The organism is Oscillatoria sp. CS-180, assembly GCF_028330965.1.
Lineage (GTDB): Bacteria > Cyanobacteriota > Cyanobacteriia > Phormidesmidales > Phormidesmidaceae > Halomicronema.
Genome location: NZ_JAQMUB010000037.1, coordinates 262,762 through 288,639, shown reverse-complemented (window position 1 = coordinate 288,639; position 25,878 = coordinate 262,762). Strand labels below are relative to the sequence as shown.

The following is a 25,878-nucleotide window of genomic DNA, read 5'->3' as shown; positions in this document are numbered from 1 at the left end:
TAGCCTCCGAGACTGGGTGTTCAGCCTTGGGGGTTAGCCGCTGGTTGGAGGCCCTAATCTCCTTCCAGTGGCGTATGACCAAACTTTTGGGAATCAAGCTGCACGCTTACAGCTATAGCTCAGTACGGTAAACGATTCAGGGCTCCAGTGCAAGAAAAATCACCAAAACATGACGTAAAAGGCGGTAAGAACTGGGTGAAGTGGGTCGTGTTTGGGCTGTTGATTGGGCGGGTCATTAGGGAGCGGTTTTTTACGCTGGCTTGGGGGGCAAGTGCCCACCCTACGGGACTAGCCTTGCGCACTCAAGCCCATGAGTGCTTAGCGCATAATCAGATAGCTCACGCTTTGTCCTAATGCCCTTGGCGCGGCTGTCAAAGGCCAGTTGAGGGCTAAATCAATGGCTCCTCATCAACTCTGCTGCACACAGAAAGAAGATGCCTAAACCGTTAGACATCTTCCTAAGAGAATTTTCTACAGAATTGAATCTCTGAGTGCTTAGAGAGCCTCACCATCAACAGAGATTTCGTCTGTTGGTGCTGTCTCAGCGTTTTGTATCTGACGCAGCGCCTCCTGCTGACGCAATCTGAAATCTTCGGCTTCGCCAGAGATAGCCCGATCTTGGCGCTCTTGAAATTCATCGGCACTCATTGAAGGTGCCAGAATAGCCCGGTGAATTAGCTCATAGGGATTTGAGGTGTCTCCAAACAAGTCTGCACCATCATCATCAGTTCCTAATCCCTCAAGCGGGTCAAGATCGGATGTTTGAGCGATCGCGCTGCCTGAAGCAAGAGCGGTCCCCAAGCTTAGCGCCGTACCTAACAGTAGGTAAGAAAAAAGTTTTTGCATTGAAACCATGGCTACCTATCGTCTCCTATTCTGCCAAACATCACGACCGACCAAGTTCACGCACTACTCTAGCAAAGATTTTCTGACACACACCGTGCAATAGACCAGTTTATGCAATGCGACGTCGTAATAGGGGCTGAATGAGGGCCAATGATACCCCACAGAAGGCCAGCAAAATCGCCAAGGCGGCACCCATTGTGACTTCGGCAAATGGCGCGTGCATAACAACGCTGCTTAAGCTCCAACTGCCTGGATGTAAGTAGATATATCGAATGGGTTCGATCGCATAGCTCAGGGGATTCAAAGCAGCAACAAACTGCAACCACTGAGGCATAAAGGACAGGGGAACCAGCGCAGTACTCGAAAATAGCAGCGGCAGGTTGACCACAAAGATAACTGCAATTAGCTCGATGTGTCCGGGTAAGGCAAAAGATAGACCTAAGCTGAGAGCCGTGACGCCCAGGACCAAAGTCAGCACGACTAAGATGACCAAGCCTAAACCCACAGGATCAGGAAGGCCAGCTCCTAATAATGCGCTCAGCCCAATGATGGCAGCCGTTTGAACCAGACTCAGCGCCGCGATAAAAATAGCCGAGGCTACAACGATCGAGTAGCGAGACGCTAAGGGGGCAACCAAAAATCGATTCAGGAATCCAAATTCCCGATCAAACATCACAGGTAATCCAGCGTTCAAAGCGCCCCCAAAGGCGGTGAACACAATGATGCCGGCCCCAAGGAACTGACCGTAGTTCTGGCTTTCGCCAAACAAACCTTGAGGAACATTTTGGAACAGGGCACCAAATAAAATCAGCCACATAACAGGCTGAATGATGCCTGCAATCAGAGTTGAGGGACGGCGCTGTAGCTGAATGAACAGCCGTCGTGTCATGGCACCCGTTTCCTGGAGGAAAGCACTAGAGAAGATGCCCGGCGTTGAGACAGGACCGTTGCCGTTGACCTGAGCTTTCCAGGCGCGCAAGTCGGGATTGTCCAATGAGAGTTTGGGCTTTTGAGAAAGGGTTGTGCTCATAGGTTTTGTGAGAGCGATTGACAACAAGAGTAATCGAAATTGAGCGTTGAACGGGTTGGTAGAGAGAAGTTTCGCGATGGACAAACGAGCGGTGCAGTTACGCCCCCTTCATGGCCTGTTTGCGTTCAGCCTTTAGGTCGCGACTGCCCGCCGCCGCAATCTCAGCATCCATAAGGGTACGCCCAGTAGCGGCTAGATACACGTCATCTAAGCTAGGACGAGATTGGGAAATGCCAAAGGTTGGTAAGCTGGCGTCTTTCAGCGCTTGTTGCACCGTCATCAGCGCATCGGATTGAGATGAAACGACTAAGTTTAACGAATTGCCCTGAGCCGTATTGACAATCACTTCTTCTACACACGGTAGGGTTTGCAGAATGCCTCTGGCTTGGTTGGCTTCATCATCAGGAGTGAACTCACGTAGCCGCAGCGTGATGCGATCGCCCCCTACTCGGTCTTTCAATTCACTAGGGGTGCCTGCTGCAATCACTTTGCCCTGATCGATAATGGCAACACGGTCAGACAGCGCATCTACTTCTTCTAAATAGTGACTGGTCAGCAAAACGGTAGTCCCCGCTTCCCGTAGCTGACGAAGAAATTGCCAAACCGCAGAGCGAGTCTCAATATCCAAGCCCACTGTTGGTTCGTCTAAAACGAGGACATCCGGCTGATGTAGGAGTCCTAAGGCGAGGTCAAGGCGCTTCTTTAAGCCGCCTGAATAGGTACCTGATTTTTTATCAGCCCAGTCTGTCAGCTCCAGGAGACTAATCATCTGTTCAATGCGATCGCGCGCCACTCTAGCCGGCATGTGATAAAGCGCGGCCTGAAGCTGCATCAGCTCTCGCCCAGTCAAAACCTTATCCAGTGCCACATCTTGAGCAATGTAGCCCAACATTTGGCGGGCCAATGGCGGATTATCAAGGACTGAAACGCCGTTGACTTCAACTTTTCCAGCATCCGGCGTGCTCAAGGTACAGAGGCAGCGGATGGTGGTCGTTTTTCCAGCACCGTTGGGACCTAAAAGCCCAAAAATCTCCCCTGGGGCGATCGTGAAGGAGACATCTTTGACTGCTTCAACATCACCGTAGCGTTTCTGCAAACCATCTATCAGAACAGCTGGAGGCATAAAGCTAACCCGAATTCTCATCTCACACGATACATCGATCATTCTATCGAAGTCGCTGTAGGAGTGGGAAAAGGGAGTAAAAGCGCAGGGCGCTAAAGAGTCTGGCTTCTCTCAGTGGAGTGGGTGGGGGTCTAGCTTAACTCTCCACGCTTGTGCATCCAATAGCATCAGTACGCCACCGCCGCCAGCTTCCCGCTGGCTGATTACTCTGGCCAGCTAGATTCAATGCCAGAAAGGACGCTCTCGGCATCTTCGCCACCCACATAATCCACCATACCGCTCCAGAAGGTGCCCGTGCCGACAACGCCCGGCATCATATCAGAAGCGTCGAAGCGAACTGTTTCCGCTTCTGCCAAGATTTCTGCCTGCTGCTGGGTGACCTCATCAGGATAGACATCCAGACTCACCTCATTGTGAGGCGAAATGAAGCTCCCTAGTGAAGCCCAGATTTCGTGGGCTGCGGGCGTCGTCAGATATTCCATCAAAGCCTGAGCCGCTGGGGTGTCGTTGAACATGGCAAAGATGTCACCCGCTACGAGGACAGGAGTACCAAACTCCGGATCAATGCCTGGCAGCGGAAACACTGCAACGGTTTCTCCAGGAACGACATCCTCAGGTAGAAAGCTGGCGATAAAGTTTGCCTGTCGGTGCATATAGCAGCGGGGGGGATCGGTAAAGAGACCTTGGATGGAGTCACCAAAGGGAGTACTAATAGCCCCCACAGTGCCTCCCGACACGTACTCTTCGTTAAGAACAATCTCACCAAACTGCTGAAAGGCTGTCTGTACAGGCTCTGAATCAAAATCAATTTCATGGGTAATCCACTGGTCATACACATCAGGACCAGCGGTGCGCAACATAATGTCCTCAATCCAGTCGGTGCCGACCCAGCCGGTGGCATCGCCGCTCTCCATGCCCAAACACCAAGGCGTCTCGCCATCAGCCACAATCTGGTCACTGAGGGCAATCATTTCTTCCCAAGTGGTGGGAACCTCATAGCCGTTTGCAGCGAAAGCTTGAGGGTTATACCACACCAGACTCTTGACCGAAGCACGGAACCAAACACCGTAGAGGTCTTCGTTAACGGTTGCCAAAGTCAGCCAATCCTCGGAATAGGCCGTTTCCAAAGCGTTCTGATCGATGAAAGAGTCAATCGGAACGAGCTGGCCGGACTGAGCAAAATCACTCATGAGTCCCGGTTGAGGGAACATAGCGATATCCGGCGCATCGCCGGATTCGACCCTTACGGGCAATAGCGTGGCAAAGGCATCGGTCCCTTCATATTCAACAGTGATCCCCGTCTCGGCTTCAAAAGCGTCAAAAACCGCTTCTAGCTTTTCCTGCTGGTCGCCAACTACGACCCCTAGCACGGTGACCGTATTGCTATCAGCCTCGGCATCTCCTGCGGTTTCTTGCCCTCCATTACAGGCTGCCAAAAAGGACAGACTGAGACCGATGACGATGCCCTGACTCAGATACTGTTTTAGCGTTGCGCTGTTCATGGTTCTAAACGTTCACTGTGAGTGTTTCCGTCCTTTCACCATAGGACGAGATGGGCGATCCGGGCAAAGGTCAGGGTGGATAGGTCATGTTAACCGAATGGGACAAAACCCATATCCTTTGTTCGGTAAGATGATAGGCTCTACTAAATGCTGTGTTGATTCTTTCTATATGAGAGGACTTAAGAGATGAAACGTTTGCTATTGGGCCTGGTCGTGGCCTTGGGGATGTTGATGAGTGGCTGGTTAGGGTGGGACGTTCCCTCTGCGTCAGCGACTAACTTAACCAATGCCTGGAGTGTTGCACCCGTTTTAGCCGAAGAGGCATTACGAAACGCGGTTGACGACAAGCTGAGTACTGAGTATGGCTCCAAACTCGACCTGAATAATGCGAATGTTCAGGCGTTCGTCAAGTATAAAGGGATGTATCCAACGATCGCGGGCAAGATTCTGAAAAGTGCTCCCTTCGAAACCGTTCAAGATGTCCTAGATATTCCTGGTCTGAGCGATCGTGAAATCGATATTATTGAGTCCAATTTGAACAATTTCACAGTTACTCCGCCTGATCCCGCTTTTGTAGAAGGGGCTGACCGCTATAACAACGGCGTTTATCGCTAATTGGTGAATCCTGCTGCATTGAGCGGTTTTCATCCATTGTGTGCACTTTTGAGTCGGCAGGGTTTTACAATTCCCTGCCGACTTTTCACTATTTTGTTTTGCTGCTGAGGAGAATGCATTGCCAATAGTTCCCTTCGATGTCCTAGTCATCGGCAGTGGCGCGGCGGGGTTGTATGCCGCGCTGTGCATTCCCTCCCGTTATCGCATTGGTCTCATCACTAAAGACGTTCTCAGCCAGTCCGCTAGCGATTGGGCTCAGGGGGGTATTGCTGCCGCGATCGCCCCTGAAGATTCTCCCCGCCTCCACAAGGCCGATACCCTACAGGCCGGAGCAGGACTCTGTGACCCTGCGGCAGTTGATCAACTGGTCGAACAAGGGGCGACCTGCATCAAATCCCTGGTGGAATTTGGCGTTCCCTTCGACCAGGAGGAAGGCACGCTTTCTCTAACGCTAGAGGCTGCCCATTCCCGGCGGCGCGTCCTCCATGCAGCCGACGCAACAGGACGCGCCGTAGTCAGTACGCTGGCAGATGCCGTTCGCCATCGCTCTAATATCACCGTTTTCGAACACACCTTAGCGCTGGATTTATGGACAGAGGGCGATCGCTGTCAGGGCGTAATAGTTGCCCATGAACACACCCTCTCTTGGTGGCCTGCTGGCGCTGTGGTTGTTGCCACGGGCGGCGGCGGTCAGGTCTTTTCCCAAACCACGAATCCTCCTGCCAGTACGGGAGATGGCGTAGCGATGGGGTGGCGGGCTGGAGTACAGCTGAGGGATCTGGAGTTTTTTCAGTTTCATCCCACAGCGCTTAAAGTTTCGGGTGCTCCACGTTTTCTTATCAGCGAAGCCGTTCGGGGTGAAGGTGCTCATCTAATTGATGCCGCAGGCCGGCGATTTGCCTTTGATTACCATCCCCAAGGTGAACTCGCTCCCCGGGATGTTGTCAGTCGCGCTATTTACTGTCACCTCTTGCAGCGGGAGGCAGACAATCCCGACTGCGTATGGTTAGACTTACGACCCATTGATGACGAGCGGATTAAGTATCGCTTTCCCAACATCATCGCGGTTTGCCAACGATGGGGCATTGATCTTTTTCAGCAGCCGATTCCTGTTTCTCCAGCTGCTCACTATTGGATGGGCGGCATCATCACAGACCGACACAGCCACACAACGCTATCGCAGCTTTACGCCGTTGGCGAAACAGCTAGCACAGGCGTTCATGGCGCCAATCGCTTGGCCAGCAACTCTCTGTTGGAATGCCTCGTATACGGGCGTCAACTTCAGCATCTTCAGGTCGCCGCCAGCCCCCAGTCCCCAGCTCCTGGCGTCTCTGAAACCATCGGCATCTCTCCAGGCGAAGCAGAAACCCTGAGCCAGATCCGCTCAGAGCTACCTGATATCGTTTGGCAAGGAGCTGGCATTAGCCGCAGCGCTGAAGGTATTGAAACGGCCCTAGGCCAACTCGATCACCTGCGATCGCGCTTCACCACCCTCCCCATCACTCAGCGCTGCCTCCAGTGCTTAAGCCAACCCGCCCAATACACCTTACATCTAGAAGCAGACACTCTGCGTCTGTGGTCAGAAACCCGCAACCTGCTGGATCTTGCTCATCTTATTCTCAAAAGTGCTCACTTCCGCCCCGAAAGCCGAGGCGGTCATTATCGTGAAGACCATCCCAACACAAACGAGCAGTGGCAAGTCCATACGCGGGTGCAGGGCGATCAATGGTGGACATAAACATCTGCACGGCGTCTCTTGGTGCAAATCAAAAGCTTGACCCTGGAAAGAATCAAGCTCAGCAGCAGAATTATTTTGATAAAAAAACCTTACAGACTATGACTGTCCGCTAAGAGCAGGCTTAGGTTCAGGTGCGACGCCATCCATCCCCTCTTCGTAAACTGTGAGTTGCTCAGGCGGTTCGCTGAGGGCGATCGCGATGACAGCGATAACCTTTGCCCCTTCTTGCTGTAAATCATCCACATAGCCCGGCTTGGCCAACTCGGCTTCTGGTTCCGTATCAAACGGTCCAAAGTAATACGTGCAGGCTGGCCCAGCCGTTTTAATCTCTAGCCACCAAGACTTATCCGACCCGAACAATGACCCAAAAAGCTGACTCAAAATATTTTTCATAGCAAATGCCCGTCTATCTCTGCTTCTTATCAAACTGCTTTGTGAGGGAGCGATAAAGATTCTACTCCCAGACTTTTATACTCTGTCAATTTGCTTTTTGCAAAGAATTAAGATCCAATCGCCCAATCCGTTGTTGACGATAAATCTCATAAAGCGCCATGCCTGTAGCAACAGATGCATTTAGGCTAGGGGTTTTGCCCCCAAGTGGAATAGACACCAGACTGTCACAGCTTTGCTGAACAATCATACTCAGACCATTTCCCTCAGCACCAACTACCAACACCGTAGCACCATTAAACTCGGCTGTATGTATTGGGCGACTCGCTTCAGCAGATAGTCCATAGATCCAAAAATTTTCAGTTTTGAGCGTTTCCAGGGCCTGCCTCAAATTGACTACGCGAGCAATGGGCAGATGCTCAACCGCGCCTGCGGCCACCTTGGCCACCGTCGAAGTAACCCCTGCCGCCCGGCGCTGTGGGATGATCAATCCCTGAGCACCCAAAGCTTCAGCACTGCGAATTATTGCGCCTAAATTATGGGGATCGGTGATACTGTCTGCGGCCAAGAGGACAGGACGGGTCGTTTTTTCCCGAGCATGGGCAATGAGGTCATTCAGCTCCCAATAGTCGTAAGCCGCAACTTGGGCAATGATGCCTTGGTGGTTCTGACCTTGGGCCATTTGGTTAAGTCGCCGCTGGTCGACCTCATCAATCACAACGCCGTTGGCTTTTGCAGTGTCAATGAGCGGTAAGAAGCGGCCATTGTAGCGGTAGCGATCGTTCACCCAGAGGCGATTTAGCGTACGGTTACCCTCTAGAGCCGCCTGAATGGCGTGACGTCCATAAATCAAATCCGGCGACTCTTGGGATTCTTCGACGGCAGAACTAGCCCCCTCATCCGAAGCTGATCCCAGACGCTTAGCAGGTTTTTCGGGTCTGTCTGATCCCCGTCTGCCATAGCTGGAAGAGGACTGATCGCTGCGCCGTTTACCGCCAATGCGATCGCGCCCAGAAAACCGTTTTCCACTGCCACCACCCCGCTTTGGCGGGCGACCCGAGGAGGCTTTCTGAGGACGGCCTGCAGAGGCTTTCTGAGGCCGTCCCGAAGACGAACGACGGGAAGAGTTAGTAATAGGTTTAGGGCGATCGCTCATGAAACTAATCCGATAGTAAAAACACAAGAATGAATAGGACTAATGCCGAACGTTTGCGGGCAGGAAAAGCACTAGGGCAGAAGGATAAATTGTTGGGCTGGCTAAGGCGACCTGAACAGTTCTAGTCAAATTATGGTTTGCTGCAATTTGAAGAATTAACTGAGCAGCCATTGGGCAGCCTGGGTTAAGTGAAACCCACTAAGAGGAAGACGATTGAGGCTCGTTCATGTCAAGCGGTAGAGCATTTAAGATTTCCATTAGACGCTCAGCATTCGTGAGATAAAGATATCCGAGTAACGCTTCGAAGGCCGTTGCTTGCTGATAGTCCTGGCGACTTGCCCGTTGCCCGCGATTGGGAGCCGCATTACGACCTCGCCGAACAACGTCTGCCTCGGCATCGGTCAGATGAGGTCTCAAATAGCCTAGGTAGTGGGCTTGCTGCTCAGCTCGAACGTGAGATACCACCTGCTGGTGAAAACGCCGCACCTGCTTAGGCGGCATCAGGCAGCGGCTGCGAACAAAGAGTTCATAAACCGCATCGCCTACGTAAGCAAGCGCAAGAGGTGAGAGCGATCGCACCTCATTGTTCGACAAAACAATAGTTCCAGACTGCAACAACAACATTCTGGAACTGACTAACGCTTCACTAGCCTCATTAGGTGAGGATTGAGTCATCGGGATAACTCAACGCTCAGAAGGTGCCATTGGTTTCCATTTACAGGCTAGCTCAGGTTTGTGATCGCCTCGTCCACCGAGGGCTGAATTGCCAAAAACTTTTCCAATCGAACCAGCTTAACCGTCTGCATCACTCTAGGATTTGCAATGAGCTGCAGGCTACCTTGAGCGTCTTTGGCCTTCTTGACCAACTGCACAAGGGCCCCCAGGCCAGAACTATCGACAAAATCAATTCCAGAGAGGTCCAGAATCAAATTGCTAGGCCCTTGAGTTGCGTAGTTTCCCATCACTTTCCGAAACGTCGGTTCTGAGAACGCATCCAAAAGCCCAGTGAGGCGAAATATTTGACAATTCGCCCTAACTTCGCGTGTGCCTCGCAAACTTACAGTAAGGGTCAATGCTTCAGCGATGGGAAACCTCCCGGTGCGTAACTCAGAATTAGAGACATTAGTATAAGACAGGATTTTAGCAACTGCAAGCAACACTGTAATCTCTTCAAAGGAAGAGGTTGCAACGTTTTCGGCCAATTTTAGTCAAAAAGAACCTCAGCTAATTTTTAAGCTAAAGATCCTTTCCTACTTTTCACTCCATCAGGACTCTCAATAGGGTTGAATTTTAACCCAAGCTTGCTTGCTAATCAGGAGAGAACTTGCCCCAAATTTATAGCTTCAGTCCTCTAGGCTAGTGGGTCTAGCAGCCGCGTGCTTAACCCATAGCCCGATAGCTCACCGTCTTATCCTAACGGAAGAACTGACGACAGCTAGAGCAGCTCACCCCGAGTGACAACTCAGGCTAGCATAGGAGAGCTTTAACGCCCTTCATTCTCTATGACTTCTGAGACCTCTGCTCCCAACAGGCTGGATACAACTGCCGACAATTTGACTGAAGACTCCACTCAGCAGGGGTTAACGGCTGAGCAATACAAGCGCAAGATGGAGAAGCGCAAAGCCGTTCAACAGCAGCGGCTAGCCGAGCGGACCGTCGAGAAAGGGTTAATTATTGTTCACACAGGCAACGGCAAAGGCAAAACCACTGCTGCGTTAGGTATGGTGCTGCGATCGCTCGGCCATGGCTACAAAGTTGCGATCGTTCAGTTCATCAAAGGCGCATGGGAGCCAGCCGAGAAAGCCGTTTTTGAACCCTGGTCCGAGCAGCTAGAGTTTCACGCCTTGGGAGAAGGGTTCACTTGGGAAACTCAGGACCGCGATCGCGACATGGCCAAAGCCGAAGCGGCTTGGAACGTCGCCCTGACCTATATCCAAAATCCGACTTATCGCACCATTCTGCTCGACGAAGTGAACATTGCGCTCAAACATGGCTTTCTGTCCATCGAGCCAGTCTTGGCAGGACTGGCTCAAAAAACACCAGACACCCACATTATTCTGACCGGACGCGGAGCACCGAAAGCTCTTATCGACCAAGCCGACTTGGTGACAGAGATGAAGCTTATTAAGCATCCCTTTCGGGAACAGGGTGTCAAAGCTCAACCCGGCATTGAATTTTAGGTAGGGGTGCAGCCGTGGTCCCTACGCACCCAAATCTTGCATCGCGAATCGAATTTGTTCCAACCGCCGACGATTGACCCCCAAATCGGATTCTCCTAACCGAGCCGCCGACCGCACATGAATCACCGACTCATCCTCAGGTAAATAGAACTCCGCATCGTCTACAAACCCCATTAGCCGGCTGGCCGACTCAACCCGAATGTAATCGTCTGTTTGAGCCACAATCTCAGTGCGGGGAACCACACCCAACACCTTGATTAACAAATCACGTGCTTGCTCGCGACTCCCTGTGTAGGGAATCGGCGCGATTGCATGGTCTGCATCGGCCCCCTGACTGACCACGCAGTTCGGTGACTGCGGACAGGTCGACAGATGACCGTCTTTGAGTCCCAGTTCTGGCGCTTCTCCTGCAAACAGCTTGCTGAAGCCCGGTAAGGCGGCGAGGGATGAAGGCGAAGCGGCGATCGCAGGCATCGTCAAGACAGGCATGATCAAGAGGCCGATCGCCAACACAAACGAGACAATAAATGACATAACACCATAGGATTTATGCGAACGTATCGGATTATGGCACAGCCGAGAGGGGAGTGAGTGGACCGTCCGCAGAAGCAGAAATCTTGAGCGTGGCGATTTCCCAAGGCGCTAGATGTTTGGGATGGTCGCTTGCGATCGCCGCTTCCAGCAGGTTTGTGCGTTCCGGCAGTGCCGCCTCCAGAGACAGATCCACTTCACCGCCATACATCTCCCAAAACCGCAGTACATACTCGCTATCATTCTCTTCTGCTAGCTTGAGGGCTGCCAAATGGACATCAGAGCAGCCAATATCTAAAAACGATGCCTGCGTTGGAGAAAAGCAATTACCGCCAACATCTGAATTTTGACTTCCGCTATCATCCATCCCATCGGCCCCATGGCCGACCACCCACTGCAATTCTGAGTTAAAAGTGATTGCATGATTGGGGGTCCTCGCCCTGCGCCAGTCGCCAGCGTGGGGATACAGCGCATAGGTGAAGCAGTGTCGTCCCCGATCAGCTTGAGGATCCGGCCAGAGCGGAGCCTTGAGCAATGTCAGCCGCAGCTGATTGGGACGCGCATCAAAGCCGTGCTTATAGTCCGTCAGCACGCTCAGCCCGACCGTTCCGTCGCTGAGATCAGCCCAGCGATAAGCGGGCACCTCCCACTTCGTTTGCTCATGGGGATCAGTCGATTGAGTGGATCGCGCGATCGCTCCGAAAGGAATCTCGTAAGTCGCGTGATCCGATTCGATGCTGAGGGGAAATGCGGCCTTCAAAACGACCTGAGTTGCGTGCCAGTCAGCAACCGTCTCGACTTTGAGATAGGGAGAGTGACGGTCGAGTATATAGTCCTGCTGTAGCGTAGAATCTGCGATCGCTCGGACAGTTCGGAGCCGCTGCCGAAGCGGGCCGTCCTCCAACCAAGTGATGGACTTCAAAATGGCTGCTGGCAGCGGATGGCTTTCGTAGTCAGGCGCAATATCCCAAGCATCCCAATACTGTCCGGCATCTCGAAACGCCTGCAATTGGTTGGCAGGCGATCGCACCACAGACTGCTGACTCCCCTTGTCCCAAAGTTCTAACAGCTCACCGGTTTGGGAATCTACAACCGCTCGTAAACACTCATTCTCAAGCTGCCAGCCCCCTTTGCTCTCAGCGCTGGGGTTGATCCCGGGTGAAGCCTTGAGCTTGTCGGCTGTCGGCTGTCTGTTGCTGTTGTCTTCCCCATAGAAATCGGGAATCAGCCAGAAAACGCGATAGCCCACTGACGGAACGATAGCAGGGAAAAGCAAGCAGCTGATTGGGGCAGATCGAGAGTCATCTCCTGACTCGATTTGACCGGGTGGGCAGTCTTTTAATTGTGACTGCTGACTCAATTGCGTAGTGACCCAGTTCTGATCTTCTGCATCAAAAACGCTCCAGTGCTCAGCTGCAATGGTCAGCTTCGAGAGATCGACCTCGACTATCCCCTCGTGCTCCCAATTCAAACTGTTGAAGACCAAAATGGGAATCGCCTGAGGATGAGAGGGAGATGAGAAGGGTAAAGATCGAGCGATCGCCTTCAAAGCCTCGGCCCGAATGGTCTGTGCAGTCCCATAAGCTGACTGCCAAGTCTCATTTGCCGTTTCAAAGACCTCAGGAATTGCTGTCCCCGGCAGGATATCGTGGAACTGATTAAACAACACCTGCTTCCAAGCCGTTTCCAAAGTCGATTTGGGATACTCCATCTGTCCCTGTTTATGAGCCCACACCGCAAATAACTCCGCCTCCCGCAGCGTCTCCTCACAGCGTCGGTTAAACCATTTCTGATCCGCATGAACGGTGTAGCAGCCCCGATGAAGTTCGAGGTAGAGTTCGTTTTTCCAGACGGGAAATGGGAATGTGACAGGTCCGTGGGAGGCTGTGATACGTTGCGTCCTCTGCAAATGCTGCACTACCGATGTGAATTGCAGTTGCGGAAAAAATGGGGAATTAGCCCAGCGGCGAGCCTTTTCCAGCATGTCACGGGTAGGACCACCACCGTGATCCCCCATGCCGGGCAGCCAAAGCATTTCTGGGCATCCCGTTTTGTCTTCCCAGTCCGCACCATGTGTCGCCATCTGCGCGGGATCGATATCAGTTCCAATGGGAGGAAGCGTTAGGCTCAGGATGCGAGTTCCATCTAGACCCTGCCACCAGAACAGACTGTGAGGAAACTGAGTCGTCTCGTTCCAACGCAGCTTCTGTGTCGCGAAGTAGTCAATGCCCCCCAGCTTCAACAGCTGCGGAAGCTGCCACGAGAACCCGAAGCTGTCAGGCAGCCAAGCGATCGCACTCACCGCTCCAAACCGCGATCGCGAATACCGTTGGCCATACAGAATCTGTCGAGCTAAGGATTCACCGCCAAGGGTATTCAGCTCTGGCTCCACCCAAAGTCCGGCGTCAATGGACCAGGAACCTTGCTCTACGGCTTGCTGAACCGATTGAAACAAGTCAGGTTTATGGGTTTCCAGCCAATCAAACAGCGCTGGGCTGGAATGGGTATAGGTCAGTTCTGGGAAAGCAGACTGAAGCGACAGGACGGAACGGAAAGTGCGCTCGGCGGCTTGCCAGGTATCCTCTACCGGCCATAACCAGGCAAGATCAAGGTGGGCATGTCCTACACAGGCGATGTGACGCTGCTTGATCCAATCGCTCAACGGTTGGAGGCGCGTGCGGAGCGCTGTTAGCTCCGCTTGAAATGCTCTTGGATGGGGCACTTTAGACCAGTCCAGGGGCGCGATCGCCGCCGTTATTGGGGTCAGCTTTTCCGGAGCCAGCTTTGCTGCATAGGTCTTCAGCACAGTCAGCTCGTCTGCCACAAAGCCCGGATCGGGACAGTCAGGGTTAGAGGATTCGTAAACCAGCTCAGAGCGGACGAGGGCGCCGTCATCGTGCCCCGGACTCAGCATATGAACGGCAACTGTAAAAATATCGCCGGGACGAGCGCGATCGCTTAATTGAATTCGCGCGAAGTAATCAAATAGGTCGCCTTCCTGAATGAGACTGCCATTGACGTAGACCTCAACCGCTTCTGCCCACCAGGTCAAACTTAGCCGCAGCCCCAACCCCTCTAGATGAAAACCATTTAAGGTTTTGGGGATCGCAATTTGCTGACACAGCCAAATGGATTTTTTCCCGCGATCCCAAGCGATATGGTCTTGGTCATTGAGAGGGGCGATCGCCCAGCGTGGCCAATTGCACCTCTGTAAAACGTCCGAGGGGGCACCAGCATCCTGAGAAACATGCCAGTTTAAGTGAATCGATTGTCGGCTAAGCGCTTTAAGTCGATCAGCCGTTTCAGAGATCAGCAGGATGGAGGCCTCATTCTGAGCCATTAAGTTATCAGTGGTGGACATACCTCATCCCTAAAAAGTCCTTTTGAAAATGTTGATAAGACATTTGCACGGGGCTAAATCAGCTTTGTAACTAGGTCAAAGGGTGGATCTAAGACGATGTGCCGTTTGGCGATATGATAGACCTTACCGATTGCTGTCTATAGTGGGACGTTCACAATGCTGACCTTGAAGATTGTTGTTTACATCGTCGTTGCCTTCTTCGTTGGTTTGTTCATTTTTGGATTCCTCAGTGGGGATCCCTCCCGTAACCCTGGCCGTCAAGACTTAGAGTAATCAGCCTGAGTGGTTTTGCGAAATAGTGCTAGTTGATTGGTTTTGATTGGCACTATTTCGCGTCACGGTCGTCTAAGCGTCTAAGCATTTACATTTACGTCGTTTGCTTTCCTTGCAGTTGCTGTTTCTGACAAAGAGTGTTCTCGGGAATATCAGAATCAGGAATAGAAGGAAACCGGATTGACCTGCTTGAATCTTGTAATTTTTAGCGGTACTTTCAAGGCTGTCTCCGAAAGTATCGTCTTTTGTGAGAAGCCCGCTGGTCGGGCTTTAATTTTGACTGTTTGGCGGTCCATGCCCTACCTTCCTCCTTCTGATCTTTCTCCTCCTCCTATTGTTCAATCAGTGCAGACGTCAGACGTATCTGCTAGCACTCTGGAACAGAGTTTTCAGCCCTCGGAGGATCAGGCTAAGCGATCGCGACAAGAGCCTCAAGCCATTGAAACGCAGTCATCAGCAACCCTTATCGCCCTGTCTGATGCCGTTCTTATTGCTGATAGTGATACCGGCGATTTTCCCATTCCTGTCGATGAGGTCGCCCCCCTCGCCACTCCCCAGACACAAGCAACTGGTTTACAAACTACGCCTGTCCCCACCGAGATTGAAACATTCCCGACGGCTTATCCGCGTTTTACCCCTTCACCCATTGCGCCAGTCCCTTCAGGCGCAGTCATTGCTGAGATCGAAACCGTTCTATTCCTCTCCGATGTAATGGCTGTTGAGACAGCTAGCGATGAGGTAGAGCAGGAGGTTGAAACAGATCAAGAGCGCGATCGCTCAGTTCCATCATTGGTCTTGTCGGCCCCATGGGTTGACCAAACAGCTGCCGCCACTGGGGAATCCAGCCTGAGTCAGGCGGAACCAGAAGCCGAGCCAAGCGCCCCCGAGCCTGTTGAGGAAGTCGAATCTGACGAACTGGAATCTAACGAACCAGAGCCAGATGAACTAGAGCCGGACGAATCAGAGTCTGACGAAGCTCCCCCTGAAGCAGAACTTGTTGAGCCGAACGAACCAGAGCCAGATGAACTAGAGCCGGATGAACTAGAGCCGAACGAGCCAGAACCAGATGAACCAGACCAGTCGTTCCCCCGAGCGGCTACCCCAGAACCCTTTTGGTCTAATGGTGCGGTTACCAATGCCGATGTGCTGCTGCCTCCCTCTTTACCGACCAATCGTCCGCCTGCTCCCCTAGATCTGACCTCCGACTACCAAGAATTTGAACCGCTGACCCAAATCATTACCGCAAGAGGTAACGTTGTCTTACGGTTGGGCAATGGCGTTTTGAGTGCTGACCGACTGTGGGCCAATTTAGAGAATCGTTACGTTTTAGTCGAAGGCAACGTCGTTTTTACTCGTGGAGAGCAAGTTGTTGAGGCCGATCGGGGTGAATACAACCTCTTGCAAGGGCAGGGCAGCCTTTTTGATGCCAGAGGTGAGCTGTTTTTGCCAGACATTGATAGGGATTTTGGCGACATCCTGCTGGGGGCGGATACGGCAACTCCAGGGGTCTTGGATGCTGATCCGATTGGGAATGTGCGAAGTACCGGTAGCATCACCTTTGGCACCGGTTTCGAAGCTGGCGAAGAAGACGCAGGTGTGGACACACCGGATGCGGGAGGCTTTGTTCGGCGCATTCGATTCGAGGCAGACAGGCTGGATTTTGATGCCGAAGGATGGTATGCCCAAGGGATTCGCCTGACCAACGACCCCTTCTCCCCCCCTGAGCTAGAGCTACGAGGAGATACGGCTAGGCTGACCCGCCTAACGGAAGTTCAGGATGAGCTGTTCGTCGAAAATGCTCGATTGGTGTTCGACCAAAGCTTCTCAATTCCCCTATTCCGAAATCGGATATTGCTGAGCAGGGGTGAAGCGGACGATGCCAATCCCTTTTTTGTCAACTTCGGATTCGACGATGAAGACCGAGATGGCCTATTCGTAGAGCGGTCTTTTACTGTGATGGATACTGGCTCTTGGACTTTGCAGCTAACGCCTCAACTGCTTGTGCAGCGTTTTGCGGGTGGTGAAGATAACGACAATTTTCTCAGTAACTTTGGTCTAGAAGCCGATTTAACGGGATCGCTAGGCCCCACAACCTCGGTAGAAGCCAACGCCAGCTTTGCCGGGCTGGATTTTGAAAATCTTGAGAATCGCGTGCGCTCTACCGTACGGGTTCGACAAGCGCTTGGCAACCACAGTCTAAACCTAGAAGCCATTTATCGCGATCGCCTGTTCAATGGTTCCCTAGGGTTTCAAGACGTGCAGAGCAGTTTAGGCGTTGTTTTGCTGTCACCCGACTACGTTTTGGGCGATACGGGCATCATTCTTAACTACCAGGCCTCAGCTCAATACATCACTGCGGAAACAGATCGGATTGAGCTGATCGACTCACCACCGCCCTTCGATGACGAGGTGGTCAGTTTAGGTCGCTTTCAAGGCAGTATTGCCCTGTTCAAACCCTTTATGCTCTGGCAGGGAACCGCACTGCCACCCACCCGCGATGAAGGACTCCGGTTCACCCCGGTTCCCAGAACACCGAACATACAACTGATTGTGGGGGGACGAGGCACTTACACCTATTACACCAGCGATGATACTCAGGAAAGTCTTTCCGCCTTCGTCGGCGTAGTGGGTGAGTTGGGCCACTTCTCTGATGACTTTTTTGATTCAACCGTGTTCAACCTGATCTATACGCGATCGTTCATCGGCGACGGTTCCTCGCCTTTTCTATTTGATCGCAACGTGGATCAGAATGTGCTTACCGGAGGTATTATCCAGCAAATCTACGGTCCCTTCCGCTTGGGGTTTCAAACCTCGGTCAACCTAGATACCAATGAAGCAATCAACACCGACTTTGTGCTGGAGTATAGTCGCCGCACCTATGGCATCGTTCTGCGATTCAATCCCACTCAGGCCACTGGTTTTATCGGCTTTCGCCTAAACGAATTTGGTTGGACGGGTCGGGCTGCCCGCTTTGGCGGAGCAGACATTCAACAAGTCGAAGGCGGCGTCATCCGCCGATAGACCATCCTCTTTTTATCCTGAGCCAAGGTGCAAAAACGTACAAGACAGCTCCAAAATTCACCGCTAAGCTAGCAGCATACGCTCGTCAGTGTCAGTCTATGAATCGTCGAGGTGCTCCCAAAGAACGTGTTAAGTTTTGGCGTGACCCAGCCTTGCGTGGCCTGGAAATGCTGCACGCCACGTATATCACCTACTCGTTCTCACCCCATGCTCACGAAGGGTTTGGTATCGCGATCGTTGAGTCAGGGGTGATGGAGTTTGACTATCGGGGGGCGAGTCATAAGGCCCCAGCGGGTAGTGTTGTGATTACTCACCCTGGAGAAGTGCACACCGGGCAGGCTGTACTGGAAACAGGATGGACCTATCGCACGCTACTGCCCGCGATCGACTGGCTACAGCAGGCCGCGAAAGAATTGAATGAGCGTTCCACAACGCTGCCTTATTTTTCATCGCCCGTTATTCATGACAGCTCTCTTAATCGACATCTGACTAACCTTCATCGGACACTGGAAACCTCAGTCTCCCTGTTAGAAAAAGAATCTCACTTTCTGTGGGGTCTCACCCAACTCATCCACGGCTACGCCAGCAATCGTCCCTATAGTAAACCGATGGGTCACGAAAACGCGGCGGTGCAACGGGTGAGAGAGTATCTGCACTGCCACTACACTCGCAATGTTCCGCTCCAAGAACTGGCAAACCTCGTTGATCTCAGTCCGTTACGCTTGCTACGAGCCTTCCGAAAACAGATTGGCCTCCCCCCTCATGCCTACCTGAATCATGTACGGGTCAATCAAGCCAAACAGCTTTTGGCATCTGGAAACGCTATTTCTGATACGGCTTTGGCAACGGGTTTTGCAGACCAAAGCCATCTACATCGCCACTTTAAGAAGATGCTTGGCGTCACACCCGGTCAATATGCTCGTGGTTGCCGCTAAAGCCATAGCCCTGTGCAGCTTGATTAAGTACATCTCAGGGTCTTAGAAAAGCAGGAAACGGGGGTACTTGACCCAAATGAATGCTGCTACATAGCCGTCTTGTCTTAACCAGAATTGGCAACGGCTACAGTCTTGAGGGCGTCTCAGGTATTAATAGAGCGAAACTTGGCAAGCAGACAACGCTGTGAATTCGGCTTCCGTTTCGTCATGCCACAAGCTTTCGGCTAGGCGCAGACAGGCAGCCACTTCTTCGGGTTGTGTGAGACCATTGCAGGCTTGAATCGAGATGAGTTCGCGAGACGTTTGGTCTTGAGTCGATTCTTCGGCCTGTCGCAGGCAGGTGAGATAAGCACCCGTTTGCAGGGTATCCAGTTCGTCTTCAAACAGTAGGCGCTGCACCTGGCAGGCTTCAAATCCGACAAGTTCTGACTCTGAACCGTCAACCCATAGGCGATCAACCAATTCAAGGCAGGCAGCTAAATCTTCAGCTTCAGTTGTTCCTTGGCAAGCACGAATTGCGGTCAACTCGCTTTGAGATCCATCCCTAAAGAGGGTTTCTGCCGTCGTTAAGCAGGTCTCAAAGGGGCGTTGTGCCCATGCTGGAGAGGCTGCCAGAAATACATTGACTGTCGCTAGGGAAGAACACAAACCCGAGGCTACGACAAGTTTCATCACAGTTGAGTTGTTTTCGGCTAATACCGAGGAGTGTAGCTTTACAGTGATGCGATCGCACATCCTCCAACTGGGTTCAACCCATTGGTTTAGCGGCATCTTTCTGGCTTTGAGACAATAGCCAGACCAAAACTGCCCATTTCTGCTTGCTAACATCCTCACAGTGCTCTGATGAATTACCGATTCACGATAGTGGAGCGTCCGTGCAAAGTGCTCCAGTTAAAGCCAAGCGACTTTAGTGCTTTAGCTTAGCGAACCGAGTTCACGCCTAGGATCAGCCAACTGGTTACTCTTTAACCACCTTGTTAGAGGAGAAGGATTGGTTGGATAGAAATCACAATTAGGACAAGGCCGTTGCCAGCTCCGCCATGAAACCGTTCACCTGTTTGGGGACCAGACAAGCCCTTCTCCTCAGTGTAGGACTACTCTGTAGCTGCAGCGACACCACGATGCCAGCACCATCTGACCTATCTGAAGCAGTCGGCTGTCCATTATCGGCTATTCACCTTCCCTTAGAGACGGTCAGGCAGCAAACCATCTCTGGTCGCGATCGCTACTTCAATCGATTTGACTATGCGCCTAAAGCTATCGCAATTGATGAAACGACCGTCCGTTTTCAAGCGCGAGAATATGATTTCGTCTACTGCCGAGGTGATGGTCAGTGGACCGTACAGCCTGGCAGGCTGGGGAAAGAATGGATTGCTCAGCTAGACGCACAGCATCGAGGAGAGAACGAGTTTTCGACTTTGAGGGTCGATAACCAGGTTTACCAGTATCGTGTGACGCCGAAACCTACTTCAGCCGAGTTTCCAGAAGACTATCGGTCCGTCGTTTTAGAACTCATCCTGCCTGGTCAAGAAACCCCTGAGCAACATACGCTGTATACCTTTGAACAACTGCCTGGCGCAGATATTGTGCCTCAAATCAGCCGTCTTGGTCTGCCTCGCATCACCTCGGCGCAACGGTATGGCGATCGCCTCTGGTGGACCATCGCCTTCGAGCAAGGGGAAGGCCTCAACGGCATTGCCACCATTGTCAACTATGATCTAGCGACGAATACCGTCAGCTTAATCCAGCCTTCTGAGATTAAGTTTCAACAGATTCTTGATTTGGCGCTTACTGGCAATCCAGAGCAGCCGACCCTATGGATGGGCATTCGGGTGAGTGGAGAAGGCATGAGCAACGCTCCAGCTTCGGGTCTAGTGGTCTACCAGCCTGATTCGAAAGACTTGACTACGGGCACGATGCAGTCTTATACCCCCCACAATAGTCCTTTGGTGGGACATATCCCGTCTCAACTAGCAATCGATGCCGATCAGCTTTGGGTCGGAACCCGCAATGGGGTCTGCTCTTTGGACTGGCAAACCCATGAGCAGCTAGATAGCTGGAACTGCTGGCGATTTATTGCCCAAGCAATGCTCCCAGCGGATGAAACCGTCCCTGTTTATGCCTCATTGTTGAATCCAACGCCCGCTGCCACTCTGGCAGAAGTGGCGTCTGGGGAGACGGTTGAAGTGCTCTGGTGGATGCTTACAGCGGTCAGCAACTCACCAATGGGTCGCTATGAAATCAGGCTAGAAACGGGCTGGGAGGTCACGCTAGACCAAGGTGCTTCACTAGAGCGATGGCCTAGACAGAGCGAAATTGCTGGACGAGTACCGCTGTATTGGCAAGGCCATCGGTGGCATTGGCAGGGCGATCGCTTCGTGCGTCCGTTCGATGGTCATTTGAACAATCTCATTGCGGGCGATCAGGGCATTGGTCCACCACGAGAAAACTCCGCACCCTTCATCGACTGGCACGCCATCCGGGGTGACCTAGAACTACTGGAACTCTCCGCAGAGACGACCCGGGTCAGATACTATTCAGGCTGGGTTGACGACACCCTACTGACTCCGTTGCCAGCAGTAGTTGAGCGCCCCCATCCTGAGACAACGCTGCCTAATCCCCTCATCGAAATCGACAGTCAACTCAGACGCAGCACCACCCTCAACTGATTGCCTCTAGCTACGAGCTTGCGGCTTTAGTAAACTGCTGCCGAATAAGCTCAAAGATAGACCGCATGCCCATCGCTTCGCCACCTTCAGGACGTCCAGGGAGCAGTCGCAGATTCCAAGCCATCACATCGATGTGAATCCAGGGAATCTCTGGCTTGATAAACTCTTGCAAAAACAAGGCCGCAGTAATGGCCCCGCCATAAGAACCACTGGAGATATTAGAAATGTCAGCTATCTTGCTATTGAGCAGATCACGATAGGGCGAGTGGAGCGGCAGGTTCCATAGCGGATCATCAGCTTGATTCATGGCCGATTCGAACGACTGGATAAGATCTGAGCGGTTGCAGAAAAAGGCAGGTAGCTCAGTCCCCAAGGCGACACGGGCGGCTCCGGTGAGGGTGGCAAAATCGACTAGCAGGTCAGGATTGTCGTTGCTGGCCTCAGATAGGGCATCCGCCAAAACCAGTCTGCCCTCAGCATCAGTGTTTCCCACTTCGACGGTGATACCCTTGCGGGTAGGAATAACGTCCAGCGGACGCATAGCATTGCCGGAAACGCTGTTCTCTACGGCAGGAATTAGCACCCGCAGACGAACTGGGATGTCGAGCTTCATAATCAGTGTGGCAACACCCAAAACATGGGCGGCTCCACCCATGTCCTTTTTCATCATCAACATGCCTTTGGCAGGCTTTAGGTCTAAACCACCGGAGTCAAAGCAGACCCCCTTACCTACCAGAGTCACCTTAGGTGCATCCACATCACCCCACCGTAGATCGATCAGGCGCGGCGCGGTTTCGCTGGCTTTTCCCACCGCATAGATCATGGGATAGTTTTCAGCTTCTAAGGTTTTGCCTGTGGTGACCTTCAGATCGGCGTCGTAGGTCACCGCGAGAATTTGAGCGGCTTCTTCGAGGTTGTCAGGCCCCATGTCATTAGCCGGGGTGTTGATTAGATCGCGGGCCAAAGAAGTCGCCTCGACCACAGCATCCACATAGGCTATGTCCGCATTGTCGGGAGGTACTAGCTCCGCGATCGCTCCCGACTGATTCTTTTTGTAGCGATTGAACTGATATTGCCCCAGTTTCCAGCCCAAGGTCAGCGCTGTCGCCTCGTCAGGCGTTAGCGGATTGGCGATCGCATACTTGCTGACGGGCAAGTTCTTTGACAATCCTCCTAAAACCCACGTATCAAGGATCTCAGGACGACCCACTAAAACTTTGGCAACCCCTTTGTTGGGATCAGGCAGCAAGCAGAACGTCCCAGGTTCAGCCCTAAATCCCATTGCGTCTATCCAAACTATTTCTTCAGCAAAGGTTGTTTTCAATTGCTCAGCTGTGACCAGCAGGATAGGGATGGGTGTAGAAGTTGACATGCGGGATACCAGGTCTAGGTGTAAATCTTAAAGTTCGGATTTTGGTGTTGACTTGCCTACAGCAAGGCTCGCTGGAGCGATCATTAACCATCCATCGCGGGAGGGGATAGTCAATTTAGCCGAGTTAAATTTTGCTCTAATTAGATAATAGATGAGGATACTGCTGACTTGGCTTGTGTGGTTTGCCAATAGCGATACATCGCCCAAGCGAGGGTCGTTACACCTGTCGAGATCGCATCTTCATTAACTTTGAATCTGGGATGATGCAGCGGATAGTTAGCCTCATCTGCAAATCCAATTCCTAATCGAAACATGCTGCCAGGAGCATGATTGAGGTACACCGAAAAATCTTCGGCTCCTAAAGAAGGCTCTGAGATTAGCTGTACACGCTCTGGGCCACAGACATCTCTAGCACAAACTTCTATCAGCTTTGACAAGGTGGGATCATTCATCACGGCAGGAACACCGGTTCGATATCTAACCTCATATTTGGCACCAAACGGCTGACACACCCCAGCAACAATAGATTCGATCCACTGGGGGAGTTCTTGGTGGGTTTCAGGATGAAGCGATCGCACCGTGCCAGTCAGGTGCACTTGGTCCGCAATAACATTGGGTGCCCGTCCTCCTTGAATTTGCCCGATAGTCAGCACGACTGGGCGTAAGGGATTGTGCGTTCGACTAATAGCCTGCTGCAATGTCGTCACGACCTGTGAGGCAATCCAGATGGCGTCAATGGCCTCGTGGGGACGCGCACCATGTCCAGATTCCCCAACAATGTAGATTTCGAGATCGTCCGCTGCTGCTGTCAGCGCCCCATAGCGGATGCCGATATTCTTACCTGGGATAGAGGGATAAACATGCAGGCCTAAAATGGCCTCGACGCCCTCCATGACATCGTCCTTCACCATCCAGCGTGCCCCTTGGGCAGTTTCCTCGGCGGGCTGAAAAATAAAGCGCAGGGGACCTGGCAGTGCAGTATCCAATTCTGCTAATACCATTGCCACACCGAGTCCCACCGTGGTGTGAACATCATGTCCGCAAGCGTGCATGACACCTGGTTTTTGGGAAACAAACTCGATATCAGTGTGCTCTAAGATCGGCAAAGCATCCATGTCGGCTCGCAGAGCGAGAATGTCTTGGCGCTGACCACTACCGGGAAGTTCCGCGACGACACCTGTTTTACCGACCAATTCTTGAGCTTTGAGGCCACAGGAGGAAAGCACCCCAGCAATGTAGGCCGCCGTTTGATATTCTTGTCCGCTCAATTCAGGATGACTGTGGAGATGTCGGCGGATTTCGATTAAGCGGGGCGTCAGGCGGTCGGCGATCGCACGAATTCGGTCGAGCATGAAATCTCAAATAAGGTTAGTTTCTCTATCTTAGAAGTTTCTTGCCGTAAGCAAGGGTTCAAGCCGGACAAACCCAATCATCAATTCTTTGTAGAGATTGGTGTCAGGCCTGTTGGGACATGACACATCACGTTCCGGCGATCTTTTCTATCCTGGCTATTCATCGATCTGAATGCTGGGCCATTGTTGCTGACTCCAAACGCCGTTTGGCAATAAAATTCCTGTTGACTGTTCGATGCGATCGCGCTGCATCAGATACACCCAGGCAGTTCCTAAAGGCTGATGATTACGGTCAAAGACTGGGCGATGCTGGCGGGTATAGAGGTTCTCGGCTGCGGACAGAGTGGGATTGTAGTCTTCAAAGGCATCCATTTGTGCGATCGCCTGTTCGCTTTTTAATTGCAGGAGTGCACCTTGCACCCAGCGATCGCCGTCCGTCATCGCTGGATAGCCTTGAGGCAAATGAAACAAATCGCCTTTCATGTAGGCAGATGTCGCCTCAGAAACATAGGGCGCACAGTATTTTGAATAAGCAGCCTCACCTGGCTTGAGCGTCCCGTATACAAAAAGGGGCGGCATGGACAAAATTCTTGGCAGTGATTTCAGGAGGCGACTGGGGTAGCAACCTTGAGTTCCTTCAAAAAGTTACCCAGCAAGGTCTTGCCCGCGTCGGTTAAAACGCTTTCAGGATGGAACTGAACCCCTTGAATGTGGGGATATTCTCGGTGGCGCACGCCCATAATGGTGCCGTCCTCCACCCAAGCGGTGATTTCAAGGACCTCGGGACAGGTTTCCTTCTTGATCACCAAACTGTGATAGCGAGTTGCGGTGAAGGGGTTCGCTAATCCGGCAAAGACGCCTTTGCCAGTGTGGCTAATAGGCGAGGTCTTGCCATGCATCAGTTCACGGGCAGGGGCGATCGTGCCACCAAAGACTTGACCAATGCTCTGATGCCCCAAGCAGACACCCAAGATAGGCACAGTTGAACCCATTTGGCGAATCACCTCTGAGGAAATTCCAGCATTGTCAGGGCGACCGGGTCCTGGAGAGATGACAATGCCATCAGGCTCAAGCCGCGCAAGCCCATCAACAGAAATCTCGTCGTTACGATACACCTGAATTTCCTGAGCCACAGCATACTCATCACCTAACTCACCTAAGTACTGCACGAGGTTATAGGTGAAGCTGTCGTAGTTATCAATAACAACGATCATGAAGCAGGCTCCTTAATTCGAAAAGTAAGCAGCAAGGACCTCTAGCAATGGCGGTGCGATCAGGCACACCCCAACTAAGATGGCTGTTAGTGCCGCCACAAAGACAGCCGCCGCCGCGCAGTCTTTTGCAATCTTAGCGAGTTCATGATAAGTCTGCTTGACGGTTAGATCGACCACTGCTTCCAGGGCTGTATTGATGAGTTCAAGCGCCATGACGGCACCGCAAGTCAGCCCTAAAACCGCAATGTGGACATTGGAGAGCTTGAGGACGACGCCCAAACTAATGACCAAAATTGACGCCACGGCGTGAATGCGAAAATTCCGCTGAGTTCGCAGCGCATAGTAGATGCCCTGCCCAGCGTACAGGAAACTGGAACCCAAGTTGTGGGCTACCTTAAAGGCATCTGAGCGCTCTAATGCGGACGAGCTTTCAGAACCGTTAGTGATAGGAGCTGGGTTTGAAATCGATGAGGGAGTAGGCATAGAGCTAGAAAATCAAAAGATGTAGCAGTTTTGTCAGCACTTCTAACACTGTCTGTCAATCATTGACCTTCTAACATCCTTTCTACA

At 52.2% G+C, this 25,878-nt stretch carries 23 protein-coding genes; 7 read left to right on the top strand and 16 right to left on the bottom strand.

Translation table 11 applies throughout. The annotated features are described in order from the left end of the window. Positions 1-495: 495 nt before the first annotated feature. The 4 genes from PN498_RS09665 to PN498_RS09650 form a co-directional block, all read right to left on the bottom strand. Positions 496-846, bottom strand: a complete 351-nt coding sequence (locus PN498_RS09665; protein ID WP_272062518.1) for a hypothetical protein — start codon at positions 844-846, stop codon at positions 496-498. Positions 847-955: 109 nt separating this feature from the next. Next, a complete protein-coding gene (locus PN498_RS09660; protein WP_272062517.1) occupies positions 956-1,876 on the bottom strand; it encodes an ABC transporter permease in 921 nt (306 codons plus the stop codon). Positions 1,877-1,973: 97 nt separating this feature from the next. After that, positions 1,974-2,999 carry an ABC transporter ATP-binding protein gene (locus tag PN498_RS09655; protein ID WP_272062516.1) on the bottom strand — a complete coding sequence of 342 codons (1,026 nt, stop codon included), beginning with the start codon at positions 2,997-2,999 and terminating at the stop codon, positions 1,974-1,976. Between the two features lie 203 nt (positions 3,000-3,202). Beyond that, a complete protein-coding gene (locus tag PN498_RS09650) occupies positions 3,203-4,501 on the bottom strand; it encodes an ABC transporter substrate-binding protein (protein ID WP_272062515.1) in 1,299 nt (432 codons plus the stop codon). A gap of 186 nt (positions 4,502-4,687) precedes the next feature. Here PN498_RS09650 and psbU point away from each other — a divergent pair, with 186 nt between their 5' ends. Continuing rightward, on the top strand, positions 4,688-5,116 hold the full coding sequence (gene psbU, locus PN498_RS09645) for a photosystem II complex extrinsic protein PsbU (protein ID WP_272062514.1): 429 nt from the start codon (positions 4,688-4,690) through the stop codon (positions 5,114-5,116). A 118-nt stretch (positions 5,117-5,234) separates the two neighbouring features. After that, on the top strand, positions 5,235-6,854 hold the full coding sequence (gene nadB, locus PN498_RS09640; protein WP_272062513.1) for an L-aspartate oxidase: 1,620 nt from the start codon (positions 5,235-5,237) through the stop codon (positions 6,852-6,854). Between the two features lie 96 nt (positions 6,855-6,950). On the opposite strand, the gene PN498_RS09635 is transcribed toward nadB, so the two are convergent. The 4 genes from PN498_RS09635 to PN498_RS09620 form a co-directional block, all read right to left on the bottom strand. After that, positions 6,951-7,247, bottom strand: coding sequence for a DUF1816 domain-containing protein (locus tag PN498_RS09635; protein WP_272062512.1), 297 nt, complete (start codon positions 7,245-7,247; stop codon positions 6,951-6,953). 85 nt (positions 7,248-7,332) lie between these two features. Continuing rightward, the gene (gene rlmB / locus PN498_RS09630) at positions 7,333-8,400 is read right to left on the bottom strand and encodes a 23S rRNA (guanosine(2251)-2'-O)-methyltransferase RlmB (protein WP_272062511.1); all 1,068 of its coding nucleotides are present in this window, start codon (positions 8,398-8,400) and stop codon (positions 7,333-7,335) included. A gap of 198 nt (positions 8,401-8,598) precedes the next feature. Continuing rightward, positions 8,599-9,075 carry a Mini-ribonuclease 3 gene (locus tag PN498_RS09625; protein ID WP_272062510.1) on the bottom strand — a complete coding sequence of 159 codons (477 nt, stop codon included), beginning with the start codon at positions 9,073-9,075 and terminating at the stop codon, positions 8,599-8,601. Between the two features lie 47 nt (positions 9,076-9,122). Further along, entirely contained in the window at positions 9,123-9,560 is a 438-nt protein-coding gene (locus tag PN498_RS09620; protein WP_334312238.1) for an STAS domain-containing protein, read from the bottom strand. A gap of 342 nt (positions 9,561-9,902) precedes the next feature. Between PN498_RS09620 and cobO the strand changes: the two genes are divergently transcribed. Continuing rightward, entirely contained in the window at positions 9,903-10,580 is a 678-nt protein-coding gene (cobO, locus tag PN498_RS09615; RefSeq protein WP_272062508.1) for a cob(I)yrinic acid a,c-diamide adenosyltransferase, read from the top strand. Between the two features lie 21 nt (positions 10,581-10,601). Here cobO and PN498_RS09610 read toward each other — a convergent pair whose 3' ends face one another. Then, positions 10,602-11,114 carry a DUF1499 domain-containing protein gene (locus tag PN498_RS09610; protein ID WP_272062507.1) on the bottom strand — a complete coding sequence of 171 codons (513 nt, stop codon included), beginning with the start codon at positions 11,112-11,114 and terminating at the stop codon, positions 10,602-10,604. 31 nt (positions 11,115-11,145) lie between these two features. Further along, the gene (locus PN498_RS09605) at positions 11,146-14,472 is read right to left on the bottom strand and encodes an alpha-mannosidase (protein WP_272062506.1); all 3,327 of its coding nucleotides are present in this window, start codon (positions 14,470-14,472) and stop codon (positions 11,146-11,148) included. A 156-nt stretch (positions 14,473-14,628) separates the two neighbouring features. Here PN498_RS09605 and PN498_RS09600 point away from each other — a divergent pair, with 156 nt between their 5' ends. From PN498_RS09600 to PN498_RS09590, 3 genes are all read left to right on the top strand, one after another. Further along, positions 14,629-14,745, top strand: a complete 117-nt coding sequence (locus tag PN498_RS09600) for a photosystem II reaction center protein I (protein ID WP_272062505.1) — start codon at positions 14,629-14,631, stop codon at positions 14,743-14,745. A 294-nt stretch (positions 14,746-15,039) separates the two neighbouring features. Next, positions 15,040-17,766, top strand: coding sequence for a DUF3769 domain-containing protein (locus tag PN498_RS09595; protein WP_272062504.1), 2,727 nt, complete (start codon positions 15,040-15,042; stop codon positions 17,764-17,766). Between the two features lie 98 nt (positions 17,767-17,864). Further along, on the top strand, positions 17,865-18,701 hold the full coding sequence (locus PN498_RS09590) for an AraC family transcriptional regulator (protein ID WP_272062503.1): 837 nt from the start codon (positions 17,865-17,867) through the stop codon (positions 18,699-18,701). Between the two features lie 150 nt (positions 18,702-18,851). Here PN498_RS09590 and PN498_RS09585 read toward each other — a convergent pair whose 3' ends face one another. Beyond that, positions 18,852-19,373, bottom strand: a complete 522-nt coding sequence (locus tag PN498_RS09585; protein WP_272062502.1) for a hypothetical protein — start codon at positions 19,371-19,373, stop codon at positions 18,852-18,854. A gap of 449 nt (positions 19,374-19,822) precedes the next feature. Here PN498_RS09585 and PN498_RS09580 point away from each other — a divergent pair, with 449 nt between their 5' ends. Further along, positions 19,823-21,370: a hypothetical protein gene (locus PN498_RS09580; protein WP_272062501.1), complete on the top strand. Its 1,548-nt coding sequence runs from the start codon at positions 19,823-19,825 to the stop codon at positions 21,368-21,370. A 10-nt stretch (positions 21,371-21,380) separates the two neighbouring features. Here the strand turns inward: PN498_RS09580 and PN498_RS09575 are convergent, their stop codons facing one another. From PN498_RS09575 to PN498_RS09555, 5 genes are all read right to left on the bottom strand, one after another. Continuing rightward, positions 21,381-22,742: a leucyl aminopeptidase family protein gene (locus PN498_RS09575; protein ID WP_272062500.1), complete on the bottom strand. Its 1,362-nt coding sequence runs from the start codon at positions 22,740-22,742 to the stop codon at positions 21,381-21,383. A 140-nt stretch (positions 22,743-22,882) separates the two neighbouring features. Beyond that, positions 22,883-24,094, bottom strand: a complete 1,212-nt coding sequence (locus tag PN498_RS09570) for a M20 family metallopeptidase (protein ID WP_272062499.1) — start codon at positions 24,092-24,094, stop codon at positions 22,883-22,885. A 156-nt stretch (positions 24,095-24,250) separates the two neighbouring features. Then, positions 24,251-24,673, bottom strand: coding sequence for a gamma-glutamylcyclotransferase family protein (locus PN498_RS09565; RefSeq protein WP_272062498.1), 423 nt, complete (start codon positions 24,671-24,673; stop codon positions 24,251-24,253). Between the two features lie 23 nt (positions 24,674-24,696). Then, entirely contained in the window at positions 24,697-25,308 is a 612-nt protein-coding gene (locus PN498_RS09560; protein WP_272062497.1) for an anthranilate synthase component II, read from the bottom strand. A 12-nt stretch (positions 25,309-25,320) separates the two neighbouring features. Continuing rightward, complete coding sequence (locus PN498_RS09555; RefSeq protein ID WP_272062496.1) at positions 25,321-25,791, bottom strand: diacylglycerol kinase family protein; 471 nt, start codon at positions 25,789-25,791, stop codon at positions 25,321-25,323. Positions 25,792-25,878 lie beyond the last annotated feature (87 nt).

Coding starts and splice junctions, on each gene's coding strand:
- PN498_RS09650 (WP_272062515.1), bottom strand. CDS start 4,501: ATGAACAGCGCAACGCTAAAACAGTATCTGAGTCAGGGCATCGTCATC.
- PN498_RS09610 (WP_272062507.1), bottom strand. CDS start 11,114: ATGTCATTTATTGTCTCGTTTGTGTTGGCGATCGGCCTCTTGATCATG.
- PN498_RS09625 (WP_272062510.1), bottom strand. CDS start 9,075: ATGACTCAATCCTCACCTAATGAGGCTAGTGAAGCGTTAGTCAGTTCC.
- PN498_RS09635 (WP_272062512.1), bottom strand. CDS start 7,247: ATGAAAAATATTTTGAGTCAGCTTTTTGGGTCATTGTTCGGGTCGGAT.
- PN498_RS09665 (WP_272062518.1), bottom strand. CDS start 846: ATGCAAAAACTTTTTTCTTACCTACTGTTAGGTACGGCGCTAAGCTTG.
- PN498_RS09585 (WP_272062502.1), bottom strand. CDS start 19,373: ATGAAACTTGTCGTAGCCTCGGGTTTGTGTTCTTCCCTAGCGACAGTC.
- psbU (WP_272062514.1), top strand. CDS start 4,688: ATGAAACGTTTGCTATTGGGCCTGGTCGTGGCCTTGGGGATGTTGATG.
- rlmB (WP_272062511.1), bottom strand. CDS start 8,400: ATGAGCGATCGCCCTAAACCTATTACTAACTCTTCCCGTCGTTCGTCT.
- PN498_RS09555 (WP_272062496.1), bottom strand. CDS start 25,791: ATGCCTACTCCCTCATCGATTTCAAACCCAGCTCCTATCACTAACGGT.
- PN498_RS09660 (WP_272062517.1), bottom strand. CDS start 1,876: ATGAGCACAACCCTTTCTCAAAAGCCCAAACTCTCATTGGACAATCCC.
- PN498_RS09565 (WP_272062498.1), bottom strand. CDS start 24,673: ATGCCGCCCCTTTTTGTATACGGGACGCTCAAGCCAGGTGAGGCTGCT.
- PN498_RS09600 (WP_272062505.1), top strand. CDS start 14,629: ATGCTGACCTTGAAGATTGTTGTTTACATCGTCGTTGCCTTCTTCGTT.
- PN498_RS09595 (WP_272062504.1), top strand. CDS start 15,040: ATGCCCTACCTTCCTCCTTCTGATCTTTCTCCTCCTCCTATTGTTCAA.
- PN498_RS09560 (WP_272062497.1), bottom strand. CDS start 25,308: ATGATCGTTGTTATTGATAACTACGACAGCTTCACCTATAACCTCGTG.
- PN498_RS09570 (WP_272062499.1), bottom strand. CDS start 24,094: ATGCTCGACCGAATTCGTGCGATCGCCGACCGCCTGACGCCCCGCTTA.
- PN498_RS09575 (WP_272062500.1), bottom strand. CDS start 22,742: ATGTCAACTTCTACACCCATCCCTATCCTGCTGGTCACAGCTGAGCAA.
- PN498_RS09580 (WP_272062501.1), top strand. CDS start 19,823: ATGCCAGCACCATCTGACCTATCTGAAGCAGTCGGCTGTCCATTATCG.
- PN498_RS09590 (WP_272062503.1), top strand. CDS start 17,865: ATGAATCGTCGAGGTGCTCCCAAAGAACGTGTTAAGTTTTGGCGTGAC.
- cobO (WP_272062508.1), top strand. CDS start 9,903: ATGACTTCTGAGACCTCTGCTCCCAACAGGCTGGATACAACTGCCGAC.
- PN498_RS09605 (WP_272062506.1), bottom strand. CDS start 14,472: ATGTCCACCACTGATAACTTAATGGCTCAGAATGAGGCCTCCATCCTG.
- PN498_RS09655 (WP_272062516.1), bottom strand. CDS start 2,999: ATGCCTCCAGCTGTTCTGATAGATGGTTTGCAGAAACGCTACGGTGAT.